This window comes from Streptomyces sp. (genome assembly GCF_035645055.1).
Taxonomy (GTDB): Bacteria; Actinomycetota; Actinomycetes; order Streptomycetales; family Streptomycetaceae; genus Streptomyces.
Genome location: NZ_DASQNH010000058.1, coordinates 46,608 through 68,140 on the forward strand (window position 1 = coordinate 46,608; position 21,533 = coordinate 68,140).

Below are 21,533 nucleotides of genomic sequence, written 5' to 3' on the forward strand. Positions count from 1 at the left end.
TCAGTGTCCCGAGTGACCGGTCGCCGGGCGGTACGTCGCCGCCTTCACCGGCATCTCGACCGTGACCGGGTCGGCCCCGGCGAAGTGCAGTTCGACCTCGACCGTCTCACCCTGCTTCGGCTTGCGCTTCAGCTTCTCGAACATCAGGTGGTTCGCACCGCTCTCGAACACGAGTTTCCCGTGCGCGGGCACCTCGGCGTCCGTCATCTCGCGCATCGCCGAGTCGACGGTCTCGTGCAGGGTGACCTCGCCGAGGTCGCTGGTGACCGAGGTCAGCTCGGCCGCCGTACCGCCCGCGTTGGTGATGGTCAGGAAACCGGCCGCCATGGAGGCGGAGACGGGCTGCGGCATGTAGGCGCCGCTGACGGAGAGGTCCGGGCCGCTGTCACCGGAGCCCGAGCCGGAGCCGCAGCCCGCGAGGGCGAGCGCCCCGGCCATGAGCAGGGCGACGGCCGGCGCCCGCCGCCGCGCGGAGTGCGCGGGCCGCCTCACGGGTTCTGCCCCTTGACCAGCTTGGGCAGGTCCTTGGTGTAGTCGTCCACGGTGGCGTCCTCGCCGTAGAGGACGTACCCGGCGTCGGTCTTCGGCGAGAAGGCGACGACCTGGGTGCCGTGCATGGAGACGACCTTGCCCTTCTCCTTCTTCGGCGGCTCGATGGAGATGCCGAGGGTGCGGGCGCCGGCCTGGATGGTGGCGAAGTCGCCGGTGAGGCCGACGGCCTGCGGGTCGATGCCCTTGAGCCAGGTGCCGAGCGCCCGCGGGGTGTCCCGCTCGGGGTCGGTGGTGACGAACACGATGCGCAGCTGGTCCTGCTGCGCCTCGGGCAGCTGCTTCTTGGCGACGGCGATGTTGCTCATCGTCGACGGGCACACGTCGGGGCAGTTGGTGTAGCCGAAGTAGATCAGCGTGGGCCTGCCCGCGGTCTCCTTGCGGAGGTCGTACGTCTTGCCGCGGGTGTCCGTCAGCACCAGGTCCGGCTTCTCGAACGGCTGGTCGAGCACGGTGGCGGCCCGGTCCGCACCGGGCTCCTCGGAGACCACGGTGACCGGCGCGCCGGAGCCGGACTCGCTGCCGCAGGCGGAGAGGGTCAGGGACGCGGCGGCGAGCAGCGCGGCCGCCGCGAGCGTCTTCTTGCGGAGGGGGAGCGTGGAGAGCATGGAGAGATGTCCCAGGGGTGAATGGCCCGGTGGGCGCCGGGGCCGTGCGCGGCCCCGGCGCCCACCGCGAGCGGATGAGCGTCAGGCGGTGGTGCGCCGGCGGCCGGCCAGCACGCCGTACGCCACACCGGCGGCGCCGATGACGATCCCGACGATGCCGAGGACCCGGGCGGTGGTGTCGGAGCTGTCGCCGGAGTCCTCGGAGGCGGTGTTCTGCGCGGCCGCCTCGGCGTCGCCGGAGGCATCCTCGGCGGCGTCCGTCGAGCCCGAGGCGCCGTGGTGGTCGTCCTCGGCGGCGGACAGGGCCAGCACGGGCGCCGGGCTCTCCGGCTCCTCCTGACCCTTCTGCGGCACCTCGATCCAGCGCACGACCTCCTTGTTGGAGTACGTCTGGATCGCCTTGAAGACCAGCTCGTCCGCGTCCTCGGGGAGCTGGCCGATGGAGACCGGGAACTTCTGGAGGTAGCCGGGCTCGATGCCCTTGCCCTCGGCCGTCCAGGTGATCTTGGAGACGGCCTCGGTGATCTTCTCGCCGTGCGACTCGATCGGCTTGTCGAGCGTGGCCTTGTCCACCTTGATCTTCCAGCCGTCGACCGGCACCGGCAGCGCCGAGGTCAGCGGGTGTTCGGCCGGGAAGCTGACCTCCAGCTTGGTGGTCGAGGCGTTGTCACGCTCGTTGGGGACCCGGAAGTCCACGACCGCGTAGCCGCCCTTGGCGGCCGTTCCCTCCGGCTGCACGGTGACGTGCGCGAAGGCCGGTACGGACAGGGCGAGGACGGCCGAGGCGGCGAGGGCGCCGGCGGCGGCGATACGGGAAGCCTTCATGGCGATGAGCACTCCACTCCGAGTGAGAAGACCAGTGGTCGTTGCTTGAGGAGAGATACGCGCGCAAGGCGGCGCGCCACCGTGCGGGACGGGTGCGCACGCGCGCGCGTGCCGCGCGACGGCGGCCCCTCCACCAGGAGTGGGGAGTGGCGGTCGCGTCGCGTCAGGCGGCGAGAAGGAACCCACCGGCCGGCGGGCCGCGCCGGATCACCGTGTGCTGGAGTACGAGAGTGCGGGGCTCGGGGAACGCGAGCGGATCCGCGCACGGGCAGCGCGGACCGGCGTGCGGCGCGACCGGAAGCCCGGCGCACAGCGCGCGCACCAGCGCGAGCGCACCGCGCAGGGACCGTACGAGCGCCCCCTCGGCGAGGACTTCCGCCGACAGCCCGAGGATCCGCAGCAGTGCCAGGTCCCCGCGCCGCAGCAGCCATCCGGCGGCGAGACCCGCCAGCAGATGGCCGAGCAGCATCGGCAGGGACGGCAGCAGCGAGGCCGGGGAACCGGCCACCGTGGACAGCGCGTCCGCCGGCTGGTGCGCAAGATGCGTACCCGGATCGATCCGGGCGTCCGCGAGGATCCGCTGCGCCTGGGCGGGGCTCAGAGCCGCCGCGGTGGTGCCGCACAGCAGCCGCGCGGCCTGCTCGACCAGCGAGGCGTCGGCCGCGGCCGAAGCCGACGCCGCCGTGCTCGCCGTACCGTGCTGCCCCAGCCCGAAGAGCATGTGCAGGACCGTTTGCCCGCCCACCAGAAGGGCCGCGATCCCCGGCAGCGACCGCTCGCGCCCGGCGAGCGGCGCGGCGACCAGCACCGCACCGAGGAATCCCGCGCCCAGCGTCCACAGCGGCACCGCGGCGCAGGACGCGATCGCGTGACCGGCCGCGGCCAGCACGACGCAGACCGCGGCGAAGACCGCGGCCCGCAGCAACCGGAGATCGCCTCCGGGGCGCGCCGAGCGCTGGTGGGGGGCAGACATGGCGGGCTCATCATCCCACTGGCCCGATGGGCGCCGTACGGCAGGTCCGCGAAGTCACCGGCTGACGCATTCGGCCCCACATACACCGATTGGCGCTCCCGGCACATCCCCCATATGGGCGGGATCACGCTGACTCTGGGCTTACACACGAGTGCGCGCGGTAATACGTAACGGTATGTCGAGCCGCGGCCAGGAGGCCAACGCCCAGGAGGCTGGAGCATGAGCATCTGGTGGTCACTCCAACTGCGGCGTGATGCCGCGAGCGTGCCCCTCGCCCGGCGTCTGCTGCTCGGCACCATGGAGACGGCGGGCGTCGACCCCGAGGTCTCCTACGATCTCTCCGTCGCCCTCACCGAGGCCTGCGCGAACGCCGTCGAACACGGCGGCGGCCGCTCCTCCGGGGCGTACCGGGTCACCGCCTACCTCGACGGTGAGAAGTGCCGGATCGAGGTGACCGACTCGGGCCCGGGATTCACCCGCGCGGCCCATGTGCAGCCCCCCGAGGAGGCCGAACACGGCCGCGGCCTCTTCCTCATCCAGGAACTGGCCGACCACGTCCACTTCACCAACAGGCCCGGCCGGGGCGGCGCGGTGGTCAGCTTCGACAAGATCCTCAAGTGGCGCGACAACGCCCCTCTGATGACGGCGTCCTAGCCTCTCCGTCACCCGGTGCGGGAACTCGCCTCAGGGGCGCGGGGAACCGCGGCGGAAGCCACCGACGCCCCGCACCCCGCGACGACGGCCGGGCACCCCCTCGGCGCCCGGCCCGCGCAGCGACCTCAGCCCTTCAGCGAGGCCATCCACTCCTCGACCTCGTCAGACCGCCGAGGCAGCGCAGCGCTCAGATTCCGGTTGCCGTCCTCGGTGACGAGGATGTCGTCCTCGATCCGCACACCGATCCCGCGGTACTCCTCCGGCACGGTCAGGTCGTCGGCCTGGAAGTACAACCCCGGCTCGACGGTCAGGCACATGCCCGGCTCCAGCGTGCCGTCGACGTACGTCTCGGTCCGCGCGGCGGCGCAGTCGTGGACGTCCATGCCGAGCATGTGACCGGTGCCGTGCAGCGTCCAGCGGCGCTGGAGGCCCAGCTCCAGCACCCGCTCGACCGGACCCTCGACGAGGCCCCACTCGACCAGCTTCTCGGCGAGCACGCGCTGGGCGGCGTCATGGAAGTCGCGGTACTTCGCGCCCGGCTGCACCGCCGCGATACCGGCCTCCTGGGCCTCGTACACGGCGTCGTAGATCTTCTTCTGAATCTCGGTGAAGCGGCCGCTGACCGGCAGCGTGCGCGTGACGTCGGCGGTGTAGTACGTGTGCGTCTCCACACCGGCGTCGAGCAGCAGCAGGTCACCGGAGCGCACGGGCCCGTCGTTGCGCACCCAGTGCAGCGTGCAGGCGTGCGGGCCGGCGGCGGCGATGGTGCCGTAGCCGACGTCGTTGCCCTCCACGCGCGCGCGGAGGAAGAACGTGCCCTCGATGTACCGCTCGGAGGTCGCCTGGGCCTTGTCGAGGACCTTCACCACGTCCTCGAAGCCGCGCACGGTCGAGTCGACGGCCTTCTGCAGCTCGCCGACCTCGAAGTCGTCCTTGACCAGCCGCATCTCGGAGAGGAAGACGCGCAGCTCCTCGTCGCGCTCGGCGGTGACCTTGTCGGTCAGGGCCGCCTCGACACCGGCGTCGTAGCCGCGCACCACACGGACCGGGCCGGTGGCCTCGCGCAGCTTGCCGGTCAGCTCGCGCACGTCGGAGGCGGGGATCCCGTACAGCTTCTCGGCCTCGGTGAGGGAGTGCCGGCGGCCGACCCACAGCTCGCCCTGGCCGTCCAGCCAGAACTCGCCGTTCTCGCGGTCGGAGCGGGGCAGCAGGTAGATGGTCGCCGTGTGGCCCTCGGCGGTCGGCTCCAGCACCAGGACGCCGTCCTCGGTCTGGTTGCCGGTGAGGTACGCGTACTCGACCGACGCGCGGAAGGGGTACTCCGTGTCGTTCGAGCGGGTCTTGAGGTTGCCGGCCGGGATCACCAGGCGCTCGCCGGGGAAGCGGGCGGACAGCGCGGCGCGGCGGGCGGCGGTCTCGGCGGCCTGGGCGACCGGCTCCAGGTCGTGCAGCTCGGTGTCGGCCCAGCCGGACCGCATGTTCTCCGCCAGCTCGTCGGACACGCCCGGGTACAGTCCGTTCTTCCGCTGCTTGATCGGCTCATCCTCGGCGTTCTCCGGGGTCTCCGGGAGCTCCTCGGCCACGGTCATCCTCCTAGATACGGCACTGGACCTCCCCCATCGTACGGCCGTACGGCAAGGGGCCCAGGGCCGAAGGACCTGTTACCGATCGCTCACTCGAACCGGGCGGCGAGCAGCACCACGTCCTCCTCGCTGCCGGCCTCGTCCAGCCCGTCGGGCAGGACCGCGCGCAGCACGTGATCGACGATCGCCTCGGGGTCGCGCCGCTTGGTGCGGGGCAGCCCCGCGGCGGCCGCGTGCAGGCGGGCGAAGGCGCGGTCGACGGGATCACCGGTGCGGTGCAGCAACCCGTCGGTGTACAGCAGAACCGTCTCTCCGGGCTCGGCGTACAGCTCCACGCCGGGCGCCTCCCAGCAGGCCAGCATCCCGAGCGGGGCCGAGACGGAGGTCTCCACGAACTCGGTGCGCCGCTCACCGATCAGCAGCGGCGGGGTGTGCCCGGCCCCGGCCAGCGTGATCTTGCGCAGCGCGGGCTCGCAGAACGCGAACAGCGCGGTCGCCGAGCGGGCCGGCTCGGTCAGCCGGAGCAGCAGTTCCAGGTCGGACAGGACGGCGACCGGGTCCTCGCCCTCCATCACGGCGTACGCCCGCAGCGAGGCCCGCAGCCGGCCCATCGCGGCGATCGCACTCGGCCCCGACCCGGTGACGGAGCCGACGGCGAGGCCGAGTGCCGCGTCCGGCAGCGGCAGCGCGTCGTACCAGTCGCCGCCCCCGCGCGGACCGGTGCGGTGCCGCGCGGCGAGCTGCACACCGGAGACCCGGGGCAGCCGGGAGGGGAGCAGTTCCTGGGCGATCGTCGTCATGCACGCGCGCGTGCGCTCGACCTCGAGGAGCCGGGCGAGGTGCTCGGTGGCGTAGCGGGTGTACAGGCCGACGAGGTGGCGCTGGCGTTCGACGGGCTCGGCGGGCTCGTCGTAGAGCCATACGGCGGCCCCGAAGCGGCCGGCGGCCTCGGTGGAGAGGGGGACGGCGTAACTGGCGGCGTAGCCGAGGCGGGCGGCCACCACACGGTGGCGGGGGTCGAGGGCCTCCTCGGCGAACAGATCGGGATGGAGGCTCTCGGTGACACCGCCGGGCGGGCCGGCGGGCGGGTCGAGGAGGTCGCCGTACGGCAGGGCGCCGCGCGGGACGGTCTCCAGATGGCCGAGATCCGCGGGGCCGAGGCCCAGGCCGACGGTGCTGCGGGGGTCCAGGCCGTCGGCGGGTTCCAGGACGACGAGACCGCGCCGGGCGCCCACCAGGGCGGCCCCGGCGCGCAGCAGTTCCTGGAGGGCGTCCGGGAGACAGTCCGTACGGGCCAGGCGTTCGGTGAGTTCGTGCAGGGTCGTCAGATCGGAGACCCAGCCGGCGAGCCGGTCCTGGAGGAGGGCCCCCGGTCCGGTGCCGGCGGCGGGGACGCCCGTGGCCGGCGGCGCGGGCGCGACAGTGTGTGCGGGGGCTGGGACCGTTGAATCGATTCCAGCCACTTTCGGAGGGTGCGGGGCGTTCATGGCGTCCGGCTTTCCGACCGGCGCGTATTGCTCAAAAGCATCGCGAACCCCCATGTCAATCTGCGCCGCTGGCAATGTCTCCACATGTACACGCAGTCATGAGGGGATGTCCAGCATTGTCCTGGTGGGATTCCTGGTGTCCGTGTGGTTTCGGGGATCTGGTGTAGGTTCTCTTACAGAAAGGCAAAGTTGGCTTAAAACTGCTCCGTGTAAGCGCATATTGCGGTCGACTGGGCTTGCTCGACGGAGCGTCACAGCGGTCGTGATGGGTACGTACTCGGTGAAGGCCAGGGGTGGTTGGGAACCGCCCGGAACCTGGTGACGGACCCGGGCGTCCTATCCACCGACGACCGTGCCCCATCCTCCCGTGGCGGCGGTGGAGAGAAATACGCGAGACGGCGAAACGCCACACTTCGCCACCCCACGCCACGCCCATGCTTGTGCAGGACGCAGCGGGCGACGGCAGCCAACGCTCGGCCCAGAGGGGTCCCCGTGCTTCGACGCCGGGGTGTGATGCGCCAGTAGGTACGCACAGTGAAGCGATCGACACATGATGTGATGTGGACCACGGTGTTGCCAGGCGTGCAACGGAAAGGAACGAGCGCTCATGCGCGAGATCCCCGGAAGGCGACGCAGGCTCCTGTTCAGGCGGAACGACGGGAGGCGTGAGCTGATCGACGCGGCCCTGACCTTCGCGACCGAATGGCAGTGGCCCGTACTCCCGGGTGTGGCGGCCGATCCGCAGGGCCGCGCCCGCTGCGGCTGCCCGGACCCCGAATGCACGGTGCCCGGCGCCCATCCCTTCGACCCCGGCCTCCTCGCGGCCACCACCGACGCACGCATGATCCGCTGGTGGTGGGCCAACCGGCCGACGGCCCCGATCATCCTGGCCACCGGAGGCAAGGCGCCCTGCGCGGTCAGCCTCCCCGCCCCCGCCGCCGCCCGCGCCCTGCACGCGCTGGACCTCCAGGGCATGCGCCTCGGCCCGGTCCTCGCCTCGCCCATCCGCTGGGCCGTGCTCGTCCGGCCGTACTCCATGGAGCAGTTGGGCGAACTGCTGTACGCCAAGGACTTCGTCCCCGGTTCGCTGCGCTTCCACGGCGAGGGCGGCTATCTCGCGCTGCCCCCCTCCGAGACCGGCCAGGGGCAGATCCGCTGGGAACGCGCCCCGCTGCCCGGCTCGGCCGCCCCCTGGGTGCCGGACGTGGAGGCCGTGGTGGACGCCGTGGTCGAGGCCCTCACTCGTACGGGTGTGAGCGCGCCCGAGTTCTAGGGTGTCGGGCGCGCGCGGAACCGGGCGCGCGGCCGGGATCGTTATCGTCCCGTCCATGCAGCGTCACTCCGGGGGCCACGGACCCCGACCGCATGGGCGCCACGGCTCCCGAACCCGTCTGCTCATGCTGGTGGGTGCGGTGGTGTGCGCGGTGGCGTTGCCGCTGGCCGTCGCCTCGGCGGGATCGGTGGGGTCGGCGGGGCCGCGGGACGCGGTGCGTTCGGCGGACTCGGCGGCGCCGGGGGGTTCCGGGGACTCGGCACGTTCGGGAGGTTCCGGCGGCTTGGCCGGTTCCGGGGACTCGGCACGTTCGGGGGGCTCCGGCGGCTTGGCCGGTTCCGGGGACTCGGCGGGCTCCGACAACTCAGCGGGCGGGCCCGAGGACCATGGGACGTTCCCCGGTTCCGGGGACGCCAAGGCACCGTCGGACCCGGGCGACGACGCCGAACCCGGCGCCCGGCGCTCCCCCTTCCCGCTCGGCCTCGGACTGTCCACCGCCGCCCGCTGCGGTCCGGAACTCACCGCGCCGGACGGCATCGAGGCGCAGACCTGTGTGCTGACGCAGGGCGAGGAGAACTGGGCCCGCGCCTACTACCGCAACGCGACCGGCCGCGCCCTGGACGCCGTGCTGACGCTCATGGGGCCCGGCTGGCGTACCGTACGGATCCGCTGCGCGGTCGGCGCCGGGGACGAGCCGGCGAGCTGCGAGACGCCACGGGAGGCGGGACGGGGCCCGGCGGCGGAGTACACGGCGGTCGCGGAGTTCGCGGGGCGGGGCGGCCGGGGGCCGCTGCTTCTGCGGGTCGGCAGCAACTCGGGGACCGTCACGGGGAGTTGACGCGCGGCGGCGGGCCGCAGGCGGGGCCGGACACAGAAAGACCCGGTTGCTGGCGACGGGGGATGCACCAGCAACCGGGCTACTGGAACGGTAACAAGAGATCGGCTGTTCGCAAATTCGATCTCCCGTTTCCCTCGGCTATTCGGACACCCGACTCGCCTTGTCCGGACCTGGGTTGTGATCCAGGTCACCGTGCGCGCGAGGGCCGGTTCGGCTGACCGGTCGATCAGCCGAACCGTGGGTCCCGGGCGGGCGTCAGCTCAGCGTGACCTGCCGGTTGGTCAGTCCGCCGCGCGCGCGGCGCTCGTCCGGCGTGAGCGGTGCGTCCGTGGCCAGCGCGGCGGACAGACGCTCGGCGAACTCGGCCGCCGGCTTCTCGATGTCCTCGGCGGAGACCCCGCTGGGCAGGTCCCAGACCGGGACCGTGAGCCCGTGAGCACGGAAGGAGCCCACCAGGCGGGTTCCCTCGCCGAGGCTGGAGCGGCCCGCCGCGTGCAGCCGCGCGAGGGCGTCCAGAAGCTGCTCCTCCGGGTGCGGCATGACCCAGCGCAGGTGGTTCTTCTCCGGGGTCTCGCACCAGTACGCCGCGTCGACGCCGGTCAGCTTGACGGTCGGGATGGCCGCGGCGTTCGCCCGCTCCAGGGAGGCGGTCACGTCCGGGGTGGCGTTCTGCGCGTCCGGGACCCAGAACTCGAAGCCGCTGTGCACCACTGGCTCGAACGCGCCCTCGGGGTCGAGCAGGTCCTGCAGCCGCGGGCCGTCGGCCGGGGCGCGGCGGCCCTGGACCGGGGTGCCGGGCTTGGCCTGAAGGGCCCGCTGGAGGGTGTCGGCGAGGTCGCGGCTGATGTCGCCGGACGCCGTGTCGTTCTGCAGGCCGAGCAGGACCGAGCCGTCCTCGCGGCGCAGGGCGGGCCAGGCCATCGGCAGGACGGTGGCCAGGGTGACCGACGGGACGCCCTCCGGCAGGCCGTCCGTCAGCGTCAGCTCGGCGGTGGCGGCCGGCACCAGCTCGCGCAGGGCCACCCAGTCGCACTCGCCCGGCAGCCCCTCGAACGGGCGGTGCACCAACTCGGTCACGGCCTGTGCGGCGGCCCGGCCGTGGCAGGCCTTGTAGCGGCGGCCGCTGCCGCAGGGGCAGGGCTCACGGGCGCCGACGACCGGGATCTCACCGTCGGTGATCTGCGGCCGCTTGGTCTTCGTCTGGGGTCGCTTCTTGGCCATGGTGAGTGTCTCCCGGTGACGGCTCGTCTCGTACGGCGGGAGCCTAGCCGTTTGCGCCAACTCCGACGGGACCCTGGGGACAACACCCGGGTTGTGGACAACGCCGGGCGCCTCGGGCGGGAGGACGACCCGCCCGACGGAGCGCAGACGGTCAGCCGATCCGGGTCGTCCGGTCAACCCGGGCCGTCGGGCCAGTCCGTCCGGGCCGCCGGGTCAATCCGTCCGGCCCGTCGGGCCAGTCCGTCCGGGCCGTCGGGTCAATCCGTCCGGGCCGTCGGGTCAATCCGGGCCGTCGGGTCAATCCGGATCGTCGGGCGAGTCCGGGGCGCCCGGCCAGTCCGGGTCATCCAGCCAGTCCGGGTCGCCCGGCCGATCCCGCTCGTCCAGTCAGTCCAGGTCGTCGAAAGCGTCCGCGAAGTCCAGTTCCGGCATGGTGACCACCGAGGGGGCTGCGACGCGCGTAGCGAAGTCGTCACGGCGCCGTCCGGCATCCGGATCATGGACGTCCTCGTGGACCACGACCCACACGGTGACCTCGCCGCGGACGTCGTCCCGGACCCCCCAGTCGTCGGCCAGGGCCGTGATGATGTTCAGCCCGCGACCGCCGTGGGCGGTGACCGACGGGGTGGCCGGGGCGGGGCGGGTCGGGCCGCCGCCGTCCGTCACCTCGACGACCAGCCGTCCGGTGGGGTCCACCCGCCAGGCGGCCCGCACGTCTCCGTCCCCGGCCAGGGCGTCGCCCAGGGGCCGGCCATGCTTGCAGGCATTGCTCAAAAGTTCGGAAAGGATGAGTACGGCATCGTCGATGACCGCTTCCGCCACCCCACCCCTGCGCAACTGATCACGCATCCGGCGTCTTGCCGCGCCCACGCCCGCAGGGCCATGGGGTACGGCCATGCTCGACGACGTGGGCACCTCCTGTGCCACCACCAACGCCACCCCCGAGACCTCCTTCGCCCCACGCCAGGTGTGGATGCCCCATTGGCCTGTACCGGAAACCGGCCGATTCACCTCCGGTGACGCATTCGCAACGATCGAACACGGTCCGAACGCGCCGGAGCACTCCCCGTGACAGAGCCGGTGGGATATCCCTCGCGAGGACGAACAAGACCGACGATTGAGCGCATCCAAGTGACCGGCCGGAAGGGTCGCTCCGGTCAGCGGCCGAGCCGGTGGAGCACCGCGCGCGGGCGGTTGGTGATGATCGCGTCCACGCCCAGGCCGACACAGAGGTCGACGTCCGCCGGCTCGTTCACCGTCCACACGTGCACCTGGTGACCGGCCCGCCGCAGCCGCTCGATGTACACCGGGTGGCTGCGGACGATACGGATCGAGGGACCGGCGATGCCGATCCCCGGGGGCAGCCGCCCGTCGCGCAGCCGGGGTGAGACGAACTGCATCAGGTAGACCGTCGGCAGCGTCGGCGAGACGGCCCGGACGCGGTGGAGCGAGCGCGCCGAGAAACTCATGATCCGCACCGGGGACTCCTCCGGCGCGCCCGGGGCGTCCAGGCCGAACCGCTTCAGGAGCACCAGCAGCCGCTCCTCGACCTGGCCCGCCCACCGCGTGGGGTGCTTGGTCTCGATGGCCAGCTCCACCCGCCGGCCGGCGTCGGCGACCAGCTCCAGCAGCCGTTCCAGGGTGAGGACGGAGGTCTCCGCGGGGTCCTCGGGGCGGTGCTCCCAGTCCGGGTCCTCGGTCCGCGCGCGGCCGGCGGGGGTCTTCTTCCAGGACCCGAAGTCCAGCGCCGCGAGGTCGGCCAGTTCCAGGGCGGAGACCGCTCCGCGGCCGTTGGACGTACGGTTGATCCGACGGTCGTGCACACAGACGAGGTGGCCGTCCGCGGTCAGCCGTACGTCACATTCGAGGGCGTCGGCGCCGTCCTCGATCGCCTTCTTGTACGCGGCCAGGGTGTGCTCGGGAGCCTCCTCGGAGGCCCCGCGGTGAGCGACGACTTGGATCCGGTGCTGCCGTGCAGGTGTCACCGCGTCATGGTGCCACCGAGACGGGGTAGCCGTCGGGTCGCCGGAGCCACTGGTGCGCCTGTGGCGCCTGAGATGCGGCGCTTGCCATAGAAAGATCCTATATAAAGAGTGACCGCGGACCCACAGGCACGGCTTATGGTGCCCTGACGGCCCGTGGGAAAAGCTGACGGCATACGAAAACACCGGCACAGCTGCGTGACCGAGGATCGAGGAGAAGAGCTGTGAGCACCGAGAACGAGGGCACTGCGGTCCCCCCCGCCCCGTCCGCACCTCCCGTGCCGGTGGACAGCCCCGCGGCCTCCCCGGCAGCTTCCCCGCAGGCGGACACGCCCCCGAGCGCACCCACGACACCGGACCATGCCCCGGCGCACGCCCCGTCGTCGTCCGGCACTCCTTTCTCCGGCGCCCCGGGATCCGCTCCGGAGAGCGGCTGGCCGCCCCCGCCCCCGCCGGCCGGCCCGGCCCAGCACCCGGCCGCACCCCCGGCACCCGGCGCCCACGGTGCCGATGGCCCGGGCGGCCCCTGGGGAGCCCCGTACCAGCAGCCCCCGTCCCCCCAGCCCAAGCGCGGACGCGGCGGTCTGCTCGCCGGAATCCTGGTGGCCGCGCTGGTCGCGGGCGGCCTGGGCGGCGGCCTCGGCTACACGCTGGCCAAGAACGACGACAACTCCAGCTCCACCACCGTCTCCTCCTCCGACAGCGGCGGCGACTTCAAGCGCGACCCGGGCACCATCGCGGCCGTGGCCGCCCAGGCGCTGCCCAGCACGGTCACCATAGAGGCGGAGAGCACCAGCGGCGAGGGCGGCACCGGCACCGGGTTCGTCTTCGACACCGAGGGCCACATCGTCACCAACAACCACGTCGTGGCGGACGCGGTGGACGGCGGCAAGCTGACCGCCACCTTCCCGAGCGGCAGGACGTACGACGCCGAGGTCGTCGGCAACGCGCAGGGCTACGACGTCGCGGTGATCAAGCTCAAGAACGCCCCGTCGGGCCTCAAGCCCCTCACCCTGGGCAACTCCGACAAGGTCGCCGTCGGCGACTCCACCATCGCCATCGGCGCCCCCTTCGGCCTGTCCAACACGGTGACGACCGGCATCATCAGCGCCAAGAACCGTCCGGTCGCCTCCAGCGACGGCACCGGCAGCCAGGCCTCCTACATGAGCGCCCTGCAGACCGACGCCTCGATCAACCCCGGCAACTCCGGCGGCCCGCTGCTGGACGCCAAGGGCAACGTCATCGGCATCAACTCGGCGATCCAGTCCGCCGGCAACGGCCTGGGCGGCACCAGCCAGTCCGGCTCCATCGGCCTCGGCTTCGCCATCCCGATCAACCAGGCGAAGTACGTCGCCCAGGAGCTGATCAAGAACGGCAAGCCGGTGTACGCCAAGATCGGCGCGTCCGTCTCCCTGGAGGACACCACCGACGGCGCGAAGATCACCGACACCGGCGCGGGCGGCTCCGAGCCGGTCGAACCGGGCGGCCCCGCCGACAAGGCCGGCCTCCAGCCCGGCGACGTCATCACCAAGCTCGACGACACGGTGATCGACAGCGGCCCGACCCTGATCGGTGAGATCTGGACCCACAAGCCCGGCGACAAGGTCACGGTCACCTACGAACGCAGCGGCAAGACCCACACGGTCGAACTGACCCTGGGCAGCCGCGTGGGCGACAGCTGACGTTCACTCACCCACCCCTCACCCCGCGCCACCGGTCTCCCCGGCGCGGGGCGCTTGCTGTCAGGGGCGACAGCCGAGCTTCTTCTTGTAGGCGTCGAAGTAGGCCGGACCAAGCTTCTCCAGCCGAGCTTGGGAGTCACGGTTCCATTTCAGGTCGTTAACCTGCACGGAGACCACATCACCTTTTTCGCTGACGCCAGGGCACGGAATGACTGCTGCCACCCCGAAGTTCCATGAGGCGTATTTGCCGTCCTCGAAGTAGCGCAGGTCCTTGACCTCGTAGGTTTCGAAGAGGTCGCGCAGCTTGTATCCGCTCTCGTGCCAGGCGGCGTCACTGACCACAGAGTCGTTCCCGTCCACGTACATATGGCAGAACTGGCCTTCGGTCAGGCTGAAGTAACCGGTGTCCTGTTCCAGCTTGTCACCGCCGTCGAGCAGGGACTCCAGAACTTTCTTGTCGGCGGGGATGCCGCAGATATTGTCCGGAACGGGATAAGAAAGTCCCTCATCATTTGATGATCCACAGGCGGTTAGTGCCGTCGCAAGAAAGGTGGAGGCAAGCAGTCTTTGACCCGGCAAAAGGTATCCTCGCCTTCTCATGCCTTGGCGGGTCGAACGCTGGAGGTGTCTCACGATCCATCCCCCGAGGAGTTCCACTGAGCGCCATCGGAATGGCTCATACCCGCTCTAGTGCGAACCGCTCGTTCGATGGTGTCCCTCGTTTCCCAGTCTGTACCCGGATGGTGGTTGAAGTAGCTGGTGACGGCTGCCTCCGACGCTTGCGAAACGGATTCCCGCCCCTTCGTGTACTCCTTGCCCGCGTCTCGCTCAGACTGATCCGTGGTGTCCTGCTCAGCACTCTTCACCACGCTCTCGGTCACATCCTCAGCCAGCCAGTTGACCGGTTCTCCCACTACGGAGAAGGGGGCTGGAATGGCCGACGTCCCCAGGCCCACGATCCGGTTGACCCACTTGGCATTGTCGGCCACCGCCTGGTTGTATTCCTCGTCCGAGGCGGTGTGGTAGTCGTAGATCGCGTCAGCCCGCGAGTTACTCATGACGCCTGCGATAGCGGCCCCCGGTGCGACCAGATCGCCGACGCGTGCACCGTCCTCCGCGGTAAGCCCTTTCCCCTCCGCATCCAGGAAAGCGTGCACCACGCTCGCGGTGTACGCCTGCTGCGCGGCAGTGATGGCGCTGTACGCGTCTGGATCCTGCCCGACCAGGCCGAGGAACTTCATGGCATTTCCGGAGTCGAGGTTGGCAGCCGCGCCATTGACCGGAAACACCTTGCTGTCCGGTCCTTCCAGATAAATGGTTCGCTGGAAATCTCCCATGTAATCCGCCGAGATACGCCCCAGACTGTCCCGCAGCGCGTAAAGCGGCCCGGTCTTCTCCTCCTTCAGATCGCCGTTCATGTTGTGCGCCAGCAAGTCGGAGTTCGCGAACTTCTCCACGATGGCGTGGACCAGTTTGGCCTGCGCCTCGCTGTGCCTGATCGACGGATCTGCGGTGTCGCTGTCGTACGGACGGCCCGTCGTGGCCGCCTCCAGCGCGTGGCCGAGGGCGTCAGGACCGAAGTTGAGGGCCCTCTTCGTGGCCTCCTCGTCTGCGAGGACGTTGTGGGCGTTCGTGTCGATCGTCCACTCGAAGTCCTTGTCCGTGAAGAGATCCAGGTAGGACTTGAACTCCGGCTTCTCCCCGGACTTGATCGTGCCGTCCTCGTTGTACGCCGTGGGCGGCTGCGTGAAGAATTGCTCGGCTGCCTCGGGACTGTGCCCGAGCGCCTCCAGAACGCTGTTCAGCGGATCATTACCGGTGCCGAGCTTCCCGGAGGGGTTGAATCCGTAGCCGTCGTCGCTGCCGGCGGGCTTGTTCGCCAGGAAGCGGTGCGGATCATCCTGGTGCAGCTGGGTGATGTGCTCCGCGACGGGTGCCAGGAAAGCCGGGTCGTAGTTGCCGTAGCGCAGCAAGCCGCCCAGCACTTGGTAGCCGTAGGGCCGGCTCATCATGCCGCGCTCCCACTCGATCTCCTGGGTGCCCAGCTTGCGGAACTCCGTTCCCCACCACGAGGGCAGATGCTGCCGGTCGCCCTTGACGCTCTGCGGGGTGTAGGGATCGGTGGCGTTGGCCAGAGCGTGCCCCATGTACTTCTGGAGATCCTGCACCCCGGCCAGCCGCGTCTTCGTCGCGTCCTCACCGGTCCCGTCGCTCGACATGGCACCGTAGAACTCGAGCGTCTGCCTCGGCCCGCCGAGCCCCTGGAAGAACTCGGTCGCGAATTCTCCGTCCTTCTCGCGTCCGTTGTGGCGCAGCAGCCGGTTCAGCTCCGCGAGTTCGCGGTCGGTCATGTCCTCGCGCTTCTTGGCCAGCTCCAGGGCCCGTTCGACCTGCGCGTCGTTGAGCGAGTCGTACGTCGCGTGGCCGGCGTTGTACGCGTCGTTTCCGTGGGTGCGTGACAGTGCCAGCTTGGTGGAGATGTCGATGTCGTTGGCGTGTGCGATCCTGCCGGTGATCGAGTCGGCGTAACGCTGCCGCTCGTCCAGGTTCTTGTCGTCCTTCGGGCTTGTGCCCGGCATGACACGGGCGTCGACGCTCACCGTTCCATCGCCGTTGTCCCGGACTGTGTAGCCCTTGTCCTTGGCCTCCGCGGTGAGGGTCCGCACACCCTTCTGCAATGCCTCGAGCTCACGGTGTGCATCGTCGAGCACCTGGTGGATGCCGTTGGCCTCCACCCGGAGATCCGCGATCTCCTTGGCTGTCTTGCCCACGAACCCCCGGGTGACGACGGCGTTCACACCCTCCCAGCGCGCTTGGTCCGACTTCTTCCGGAGGCCGTCACGTGCGTCGGCCTCGAGCTGCTTCAGGTTGTCGACCGCCTTCTTCCAGTCGGAAACGGCCGTGCCCAGCTTCCCGAGGTCGACCTGCATGAGGTCGTGATAGGTGATGGACATTCCCGAGCCTCCTCCGCGCTACCTGAAGTACTTGTCGAGCTCGGAAGCGGGCATCGCGGAACCGTCGCGTCCCGTGATCACAGCGGCGATCTCCGCGTCGTCATTGCTGTGCAGCTTCTTGCTGAAGTCGAGGTGATTCGAGATGTGGGCACAGGCCTGACGAACTGCTTTCACCTGGCTCTCCCAGATCGTCAGCGTCGTCATGAGTTCGTCGCCCATGGTGAAGTTCGACCGGGAGAGTTCCGACGCCGCCTGGTGTGTGGAGCCGGCATGGTCCGAGTTCATTCCGGCGCCGGCGATGTCCACCTTCTTCACCAGGTCACTGTGCAGGACGAAGGCGGCGTGTCCTACGGCGCCGAGGTCGTCCTGCTGCACGACCAGGTCGGGTCCGCCACCCGGGCCCGGCCCTTGCGCGGGTGCCTCGTTCAGTTGCATGTGCGTCGACCGGTTGTCGGCAGCCTGAGCCTTCAACTGCTCCCATTCGCCCCATGCCATGGGTTCACTCCCCCGTTGCCGTCAGTCGTGGTCGTCCCGGGTGCGCCAGAGGCTATCGCGGGAGCAGCTGTTCACCGGCGGAAAGATCACGCGTGCTCGTTGCGGTGGGGCGATCTCTGGCCAGAAACGCGCGGGCATCACTCGCGTCCTCCAGCCGCCGCCGGCCCAAGGTCACCTGAACGGTGAGCCCCGCCGAAGCCCCGACGACTCGCCGTCGTCCACGCACAAGCTGGGGAGTGCAGCCCCGCCAGGCGGGCGGGGCCGGTACGCTGTATCCGCTCCGGCCCTGGTGGGCGGGGCATGGGTGGGTTGCCCGAGCGGCCTAAGGGAACGGTCTTGAAAACCGTCGTGGCGCAAGTCACCGTGGGTTCAAATCCCACACCCACCGCACAGGTTCGCAGGGGCGCTCCGTTTCCGGGGGCGCCCCTTCGGCGTGGGTGGGGCCTGCGGTCACGGCGATCGTTGCCGTACGTGGCCGCTACGGCCGCTGTGCCCGTAGCAGCCGCAGCTGGCCGATCTCCGCGACGTTCTTCATCAGCTCGGCATTCACCCAGGCGATCATGTCGGAGACGGTGTACTGCGGGTCGTTCGGCCAGGGAAAGGGTGCCGTGGCCGCGAGGTGGGTGGGGTCCAGATCGTCCAGGGCCGTGAGCCAGGACGCGCGCAGGCTGCGCAGCCAGGTCACGGCAGCGGGGCCGTCGCCGGGCCAGGTGAGGTCCGTGCGGTCGCGGGGCGGACGGCCTTGGATGTGGTCCAGGGCCACACTCCACCACCAGCCGATGTGCCAGGTCAGCCAGCCGACGGTGGGCACCGGGACGGGGTCGGGCTCGGTGTCCGCCCAGTCCGGGAGCCAGGTGCCGTCGGCGGCCGGGCGGACCGTCCAGGAGACGGGTGCGGGCTCCCAGAGGAAGTCGTCCGGGGTCAGGCGGTCCAGGTGGTATTCGAAGAGACCCCAGGTCAGGTCGAATTGGTGGCGGAGCAGCGTCACGCGCGCGTCAGGGCGCGTATCAGGGGTCGCGGTCAACGGTCGGTTCCTCCCACGGGTGGTTCTCGCCGCTCACCTTAGGAACGTCAACGGGGCGCGGGCCCGTGGTTTTCCGCGGTCAGCCGGGCCGCCGAGGCGATCGTCGCGCGGGCCTCGCGTTCCGTGAGGCCGGTGCTGCGGGCCGCGTCGATCAGGGGGGCGGTCAGGTCCGGGCCGACGCCGTTCTCGTAGGCCCGGCAGGCCGCCCAGAACAGACGGGTGTTGCGCTGTCCCTCGTGGGCGGTGAGGACGAACTGGATCAGGCCGTGGCCCTGCCCGTGATGTCCTCCGGGCGAGGTGGACGTCCGCGCGGTGGTGCGCGGGGGCGGCAGGAGCAGCCGGAGCAGGGCCGGCGGGCAGGGGGCCGGGGGCAGGTGCGCGGTGCCGGGTGCCGTGCCGTACACCCCGTGCTCGGTGCGTGAGCCGGGGCCGACGAGGTAGCCGCCGGCGCCCCGGACGTCGATACCCGGGGCGAGGCGGCCGGCCGAGTTGGGGACGACGACGTCCGGCGGTCCGGTCAGCCAGAGGTGACGGCCGCCGCTCGGGGTCGTGACGACGACCGTCGCGGGGATCGTGAACAGGTGCCGCAGGGCGAGTTCCCGCAGCGCGGCCGAGGCGTCCGTGCCCGACTTGGTGTCCAGGTCGATGCCGATCAGATGGTGCGGGGGCAGGCCGCAGGCGATGCCGTAGCCGGTGGCCCAGGGGGCGGCGGCGAAGAGCGCGCGGATGCGTTCGGGGTCGGTCGAGGCGTCGTGGACGCCGTGGCCGAAGCGACCGCATTCGCCGTGGCAGGGGAGGGGCGCGGGGTCGAGTCGGTGGGGGGAGCGCAGGGCCGGGAGTTTCGTCCGGGACAGGGGGATGACGGCCAGTCCGCGTTCGGCGGCGGACAGGGCGTGGGCGAGGGCCAGCGTCGTGGCCTGCCGGTCGATGGTGGCCATGACGTTATGTTCGTACTCATGTTCGAAAAAGGGAAGGGTGTGCGGGCGCCGCACCCCGCAGTGGGCACATTGGCCGGAAATATGCCGTCGCGCTCCAGCCCTCGCGGGCGCTCGGGCTGGAACCGCCCCACCCGCGCCCGACCCGCCGCTTAAATGACGTCGGCAACTTCGCCGTCGCCTTCACCCCGCCGTGGTGGTGACATGACGGGTCGGTGCGCACCGCCGACCGATGACCCCGCGCGCGTCATCCCCGCCTCCCCGGCACACCCTCCGTGGGTCCGTCGTGGGTCCGTCGTGGGGTCCGCCGCGGGTCCGCCGTACGTCCGCGGGACGTCCTCCCGGCGGGAGTACCCAGGGGAAAACCCCCAGGAGCCCTCCTCTCCTCGTCCGCCTTCAGGAGGTGCGTCCGGCGTCGCCTCTACAACCTGAGGGGGACTCCTCTTCGGGACCTGCGGGCGATGAGGACGACAGGGTCGCGAACCTAGCGTTGAGCCATGACCACACTCGTCTGCACCAGCGCCTCGGACGCCGCCAGGTTGGCCACGCGGACGCTGCCGTACGCCACGTATCCGTCGTTCTCGTCGTACGTGCGAGCCCGTCAGCCGATCCTGCTGCGCACCGCCCGGTCGCTGACCGCGAACCCGTGCGACGCCGAAGACCTGCTGCAGACCGCGCTGACCAAGACCTATGTCGCGTGGGACCGGATCGAGGACCATCGCGCGCTCGACGGCTATGTGCGCCGCGCCCTGCTGAACACCCGCACCTCCCAGTGGCGCAAGCGCAAGGTCGACGAGTTCAGCTGCGACGAGCTGCCCGAGCCGGAGCCCGTGCCCGGCGGGAACGACCCCGCCGAGCGGCAGGCGCTGCACGACGCCATGTGGCGGGCGATCATGCGGCTGCCCGCCCGGCAGCGGGCGATGGTCGTCCTGCGGTACTACGAGGACCTGAGCGAGGCGCAGACCGCCGAGGTGCTCGGCGTCTCGGTCGGCACGGTGAAGTCGGCGGTCTCCCGGGCTCTGGGAAAGCTGCGCGAGGACCCGGAGCTGGAGCCGGTCCGATAGCAGGGCGCCCGTTCGACCGCAAGGTGACAAGTTCTTCGAGATCGGTGGTCTGCCCCTAGTGACATACCGAGCGGTATGCGGCCAGAATCAGCGCATCCCTTACCGCCGCGTAGGCAATGTCGCCCCCGGGAGGACGCCGTGCTGAGCACCATGCAGGACGTACCGCTGCTGATCTCCAGGATCCTGGCCCACGGGTCCACGATCCACGGATCGTCTCAGGTGATCACCTGGGCCGGTGAGGGCGAGCCGCAGCGCCGCTCGTACGCCGAGATCGGCGCCCGCGCCGCACAGCTGGCGCACGCCCTGCGCGAGGACCTCGGCGTCGCCGACGACGACCGTGTGGCCACTCTGATGTGGAACAACGCCGAGCACGTCGAGGCCTATTTCGCGATTCCCTCCATGGGCGCGGTCCTGCACACCCTCAATCTCCGGCTGCCCCCGGAGCAGCTCGCCTGGATCGTCAACCACGCCGCCGACCGGGTGATCATCGCCAACGGCTCCCTGCTGCCGCTGCTCGCCCCGCTGCTGCCGCATCTGAAGACCGTCCGGCACGTCGTGGTCACCGGCCCCGGCGACCGCGGCCTCCTCGCCGGGGCGTCCGTGCCCGTCCACGAGTACGAGGACCTGATCGCGGGCAAGCCGACCGCCTACGACTGGCCGGAGCTGGACGAGCGCCAGGCCGCCGCCATGTGCTACACCTCCGGCACCACCGGCGACCCCAAGGGCGTCGTCTACAGCCACCGCTCCGTCTATCTGCACTCCATGCAGGTCAACATGGCCCAGTCGATGGGCCTGACCGACCAGGACACCTCGCTGGTGGTCGTGCCGCAGTTCCATGTGAACGCGTGGGGGCTGCCGCACGCCACCTTCATGACCGGCGTCAACCTGCTCATGCCGGACCGGTTCCTGCAGCCCGCCCCGCTCGCCGAGATGATCGAGAGCGAGAAGCCGACGCACGCCGCCGCCGTGCCCACCATCTGGCAGGGCCTCCTCGCCGAGGTGATGGCCAACCCGCGCGACATCTCCTCCATGGCCAACGTCACCATCGGCGGCGCCGCCTGCCCGCCCTCCCTCATGGAGGCGTACGACAAGCTCGGTGTCCGCCTCTGCCACGCCTGGGGCATGACGGAGACCTCCCCGCTCGGCACCATGGCGTTCCCGCCCGCCGGCCTGACGGAGGAGGAGGCGTGGCCGTACCGCGTCACGCAGGGCCGCTTCCCGGCCAGTGTCGAGGCGCGGCTGATCGGCCAGAACGGCGAGACGCTGCCGTGGGACGGCGAGTCCGCCGGTGAGCTGGAGGTCCGCGGCCCGTGGATCGCGGGCGCCTACTACGGCGGCGCGGACGCCGAGCTGCTGCGGCCCGACGACACGTTCAGCGAGGACGGC

19 protein-coding genes, 1 tRNA gene and 1 pseudogene are annotated in these 21,533 nt (G+C 70.8%); 7 read left to right on the forward strand and 14 right to left on the reverse strand.

What is annotated here, in order from left to right; genetic code table 11:
• The 4 genes from VE614_RS20070 to VE614_RS20085 form a co-directional block, all read right to left on the reverse strand.
• Positions 1 to 438, reverse strand: a complete 438-nt coding sequence (locus VE614_RS20070) for a copper chaperone PCu(A)C (protein ID WP_324938716.1) — start codon at positions 436 to 438, stop codon at positions 1 to 3.
• Between the two features lie 50 nt (positions 439 to 488).
• On the reverse strand, positions 489 to 1,157 hold the full coding sequence (locus tag VE614_RS20075) for an SCO family protein (protein ID WP_324938650.1): 669 nt from the start codon (positions 1,155 to 1,157) through the stop codon (positions 489 to 491).
• An 81-nt stretch (positions 1,158 to 1,238) separates the two neighbouring features.
• Positions 1,239 to 1,982, reverse strand: coding sequence for a YcnI family protein (locus VE614_RS20080; protein WP_324938653.1), 744 nt, complete (start codon positions 1,980 to 1,982; stop codon positions 1,239 to 1,241).
• A 163-nt stretch (positions 1,983 to 2,145) separates the two neighbouring features.
• A complete protein-coding gene (locus tag VE614_RS20085; RefSeq protein ID WP_324938656.1) occupies positions 2,146 to 2,955 on the reverse strand; it encodes a hypothetical protein in 810 nt (269 codons plus the stop codon).
• Positions 2,956 to 3,174: 219 nt separating this feature from the next.
• Here VE614_RS20085 and VE614_RS20090 point away from each other — a divergent pair, with 219 nt between their 5' ends.
• Positions 3,175 to 3,609, forward strand: a complete 435-nt coding sequence (locus VE614_RS20090) for an ATP-binding protein (protein WP_324938659.1) — start codon at positions 3,175 to 3,177, stop codon at positions 3,607 to 3,609.
• Positions 3,610 to 3,734: 125 nt separating this feature from the next.
• Here VE614_RS20090 and VE614_RS20095 read toward each other — a convergent pair whose 3' ends face one another.
• Together VE614_RS20095 and VE614_RS20100 are read right to left on the reverse strand one after the other, a co-directional pair.
• A complete protein-coding gene (locus VE614_RS20095) occupies positions 3,735 to 5,198 on the reverse strand; it encodes an aminopeptidase P family protein (RefSeq protein WP_324938662.1) in 1,464 nt (487 codons plus the stop codon).
• A gap of 83 nt (positions 5,199 to 5,281) precedes the next feature.
• Positions 5,282 to 6,733 (reverse strand): PP2C family protein-serine/threonine phosphatase, encoded by a 1,452-nt coding sequence (locus VE614_RS20100; RefSeq protein ID WP_324938665.1) that lies wholly within the window; start codon positions 6,731 to 6,733, stop codon positions 5,282 to 5,284.
• Positions 6,734 to 7,286: 553 nt separating this feature from the next.
• On the opposite strand from VE614_RS20100, the gene VE614_RS20105 reads away from it, so the two are divergent.
• Both VE614_RS20105 and VE614_RS20110 read left to right on the forward strand, forming a co-directional pair.
• Positions 7,287 to 7,952: a bifunctional DNA primase/polymerase gene (locus VE614_RS20105; protein WP_324938668.1), complete on the forward strand. Its 666-nt coding sequence runs from the start codon at positions 7,287 to 7,289 to the stop codon at positions 7,950 to 7,952.
• A gap of 328 nt (positions 7,953 to 8,280) precedes the next feature.
• Entirely contained in the window at positions 8,281 to 8,790 is a 510-nt protein-coding gene (locus VE614_RS20110) for a hypothetical protein (RefSeq protein WP_414719614.1), read from the forward strand.
• A gap of 255 nt (positions 8,791 to 9,045) precedes the next feature.
• On the opposite strand, the gene VE614_RS20115 is transcribed toward VE614_RS20110, so the two are convergent.
• The 3 genes and pseudogenes from VE614_RS20115 to VE614_RS20125 form a co-directional block, all read right to left on the reverse strand.
• Positions 9,046 to 10,011 carry a DUF5926 family protein gene (locus tag VE614_RS20115; RefSeq protein WP_324938671.1) on the reverse strand — a complete coding sequence of 322 codons (966 nt, stop codon included), beginning with the start codon at positions 10,009 to 10,011 and terminating at the stop codon, positions 9,046 to 9,048.
• A 387-nt stretch (positions 10,012 to 10,398) separates the two neighbouring features.
• A pseudogene (locus tag VE614_RS20120) lies at positions 10,399 to 11,018 on the reverse strand (ATP-binding protein).
• Between the two features lie 150 nt (positions 11,019 to 11,168).
• Positions 11,169 to 11,996 (reverse strand): glycerophosphodiester phosphodiesterase, encoded by an 828-nt coding sequence (locus VE614_RS20125; protein WP_324938674.1) that lies wholly within the window; start codon positions 11,994 to 11,996, stop codon positions 11,169 to 11,171.
• A gap of 221 nt (positions 11,997 to 12,217) precedes the next feature.
• On the opposite strand from VE614_RS20125, the gene VE614_RS20130 reads away from it, so the two are divergent.
• Entirely contained in the window at positions 12,218 to 13,675 is a 1,458-nt protein-coding gene (locus VE614_RS20130; protein WP_324938677.1) for a S1C family serine protease, read from the forward strand.
• A 60-nt stretch (positions 13,676 to 13,735) separates the two neighbouring features.
• On the opposite strand, the gene VE614_RS20135 is transcribed toward VE614_RS20130, so the two are convergent.
• The 3 genes from VE614_RS20135 to VE614_RS20145 are packed head-to-tail and all read right to left on the reverse strand — an operon-like array spanning position 13,736 to position 17,124.
• Positions 13,736 to 14,308 carry a hypothetical protein gene (locus VE614_RS20135; RefSeq protein WP_324938680.1) on the reverse strand — a complete coding sequence of 191 codons (573 nt, stop codon included), beginning with the start codon at positions 14,306 to 14,308 and terminating at the stop codon, positions 13,736 to 13,738.
• A complete protein-coding gene (locus tag VE614_RS20140) occupies positions 14,305 to 16,629 on the reverse strand; it encodes a DUF6571 family protein (protein WP_324938683.1) in 2,325 nt (774 codons plus the stop codon). Before VE614_RS20140 ends, VE614_RS20135 begins: the two co-directional genes overlap by 4 nt.
• 18 nt (positions 16,630 to 16,647) lie before the next feature.
• Positions 16,648 to 17,124 (reverse strand): hypothetical protein, encoded by a 477-nt coding sequence (locus VE614_RS20145; protein WP_324938686.1) that lies wholly within the window; start codon positions 17,122 to 17,124, stop codon positions 16,648 to 16,650.
• Positions 17,125 to 17,427: 303 nt separating this feature from the next.
• Between VE614_RS20145 and VE614_RS20150 the strand changes: the two genes are divergently transcribed.
• A tRNA-Ser gene (locus VE614_RS20150) sits at positions 17,428 to 17,512 on the forward strand.
• 90 nt (positions 17,513 to 17,602) lie between these two features.
• Here VE614_RS20150 and VE614_RS20155 read toward each other — a convergent pair.
• Both VE614_RS20155 and VE614_RS20160 read right to left on the reverse strand, forming a co-directional pair.
• Complete coding sequence (locus VE614_RS20155; protein WP_324938722.1) at positions 17,603 to 18,106, reverse strand: DinB family protein; 504 nt, start codon at positions 18,104 to 18,106, stop codon at positions 17,603 to 17,605.
• Positions 18,107 to 18,195: 89 nt separating this feature from the next.
• The gene (locus VE614_RS20160; protein ID WP_324938689.1) at positions 18,196 to 19,086 is read right to left on the reverse strand and encodes a bifunctional DNA primase/polymerase; all 891 of its coding nucleotides are present in this window, start codon (positions 19,084 to 19,086) and stop codon (positions 18,196 to 18,198) included.
• Positions 19,087 to 19,580: 494 nt separating this feature from the next.
• Between VE614_RS20160 and VE614_RS20165 the strand changes: the two genes are divergently transcribed.
• Together VE614_RS20165 and VE614_RS20170 are read left to right on the forward strand one after the other, a co-directional pair.
• Positions 19,581 to 20,147 carry a SigE family RNA polymerase sigma factor gene (locus VE614_RS20165; protein WP_324938691.1) on the forward strand — a complete coding sequence of 189 codons (567 nt, stop codon included), beginning with the start codon at positions 19,581 to 19,583 and terminating at the stop codon, positions 20,145 to 20,147.
• Between the two features lie 138 nt (positions 20,148 to 20,285).
• Positions 20,286 to 21,533: AMP-binding protein (locus VE614_RS20170; protein ID WP_324938694.1), on the forward strand; the 1,248-nt coding region annotated here is incomplete at its 3' end.

What these genes read in the sequence shown, in the direction of transcription:
- VE614_RS20105 (WP_324938668.1), top strand. Translation starts at nt 7,287, where the DNA reads ATGCGCGAGATCCCCGGAAGGCGACGCAGGCTCCTGTTCAGGCGGAAC.
- VE614_RS20115 (WP_324938671.1), bottom strand. Translation starts at nt 10,011, where the DNA reads ATGGCCAAGAAGCGACCCCAGACGAAGACCAAGCGGCCGCAGATCACC.
- VE614_RS20075 (WP_324938650.1), bottom strand. Translation starts at nt 1,157, where the DNA reads ATGCTCTCCACGCTCCCCCTCCGCAAGAAGACGCTCGCGGCGGCCGCG.
- VE614_RS20165 (WP_324938691.1), top strand. Translation starts at nt 19,581, where the DNA reads ATGACCACACTCGTCTGCACCAGCGCCTCGGACGCCGCCAGGTTGGCC.
- VE614_RS20100 (WP_324938665.1), bottom strand. Translation starts at nt 6,733, where the DNA reads ATGGGGGTTCGCGATGCTTTTGAGCAATACGCGCCGGTCGGAAAGCCG.
- VE614_RS20085 (WP_324938656.1), bottom strand. Translation starts at nt 2,955, where the DNA reads ATGTCTGCCCCCCACCAGCGCTCGGCGCGCCCCGGAGGCGATCTCCGG.
- VE614_RS20095 (WP_324938662.1), bottom strand. Translation starts at nt 5,198, where the DNA reads ATGACCGTGGCCGAGGAGCTCCCGGAGACCCCGGAGAACGCCGAGGAT.
- VE614_RS20160 (WP_324938689.1), bottom strand. Translation starts at nt 19,086, where the DNA reads ATGGCCACCATCGACCGGCAGGCCACGACGCTGGCCCTCGCCCACGCC.
- VE614_RS20090 (WP_324938659.1), top strand. Translation starts at nt 3,175, where the DNA reads ATGAGCATCTGGTGGTCACTCCAACTGCGGCGTGATGCCGCGAGCGTG.
- VE614_RS20080 (WP_324938653.1), bottom strand. Translation starts at nt 1,982, where the DNA reads ATGAAGGCTTCCCGTATCGCCGCCGCCGGCGCCCTCGCCGCCTCGGCC.
- VE614_RS20140 (WP_324938683.1), bottom strand. Translation starts at nt 16,629, where the DNA reads ATGTCCATCACCTATCACGACCTCATGCAGGTCGACCTCGGGAAGCTG.
- VE614_RS20145 (WP_324938686.1), bottom strand. Translation starts at nt 17,124, where the DNA reads ATGGCATGGGGCGAATGGGAGCAGTTGAAGGCTCAGGCTGCCGACAAC.
- VE614_RS20070 (WP_324938716.1), bottom strand. Translation starts at nt 438, where the DNA reads ATGGCCGGGGCGCTCGCCCTCGCGGGCTGCGGCTCCGGCTCGGGCTCC.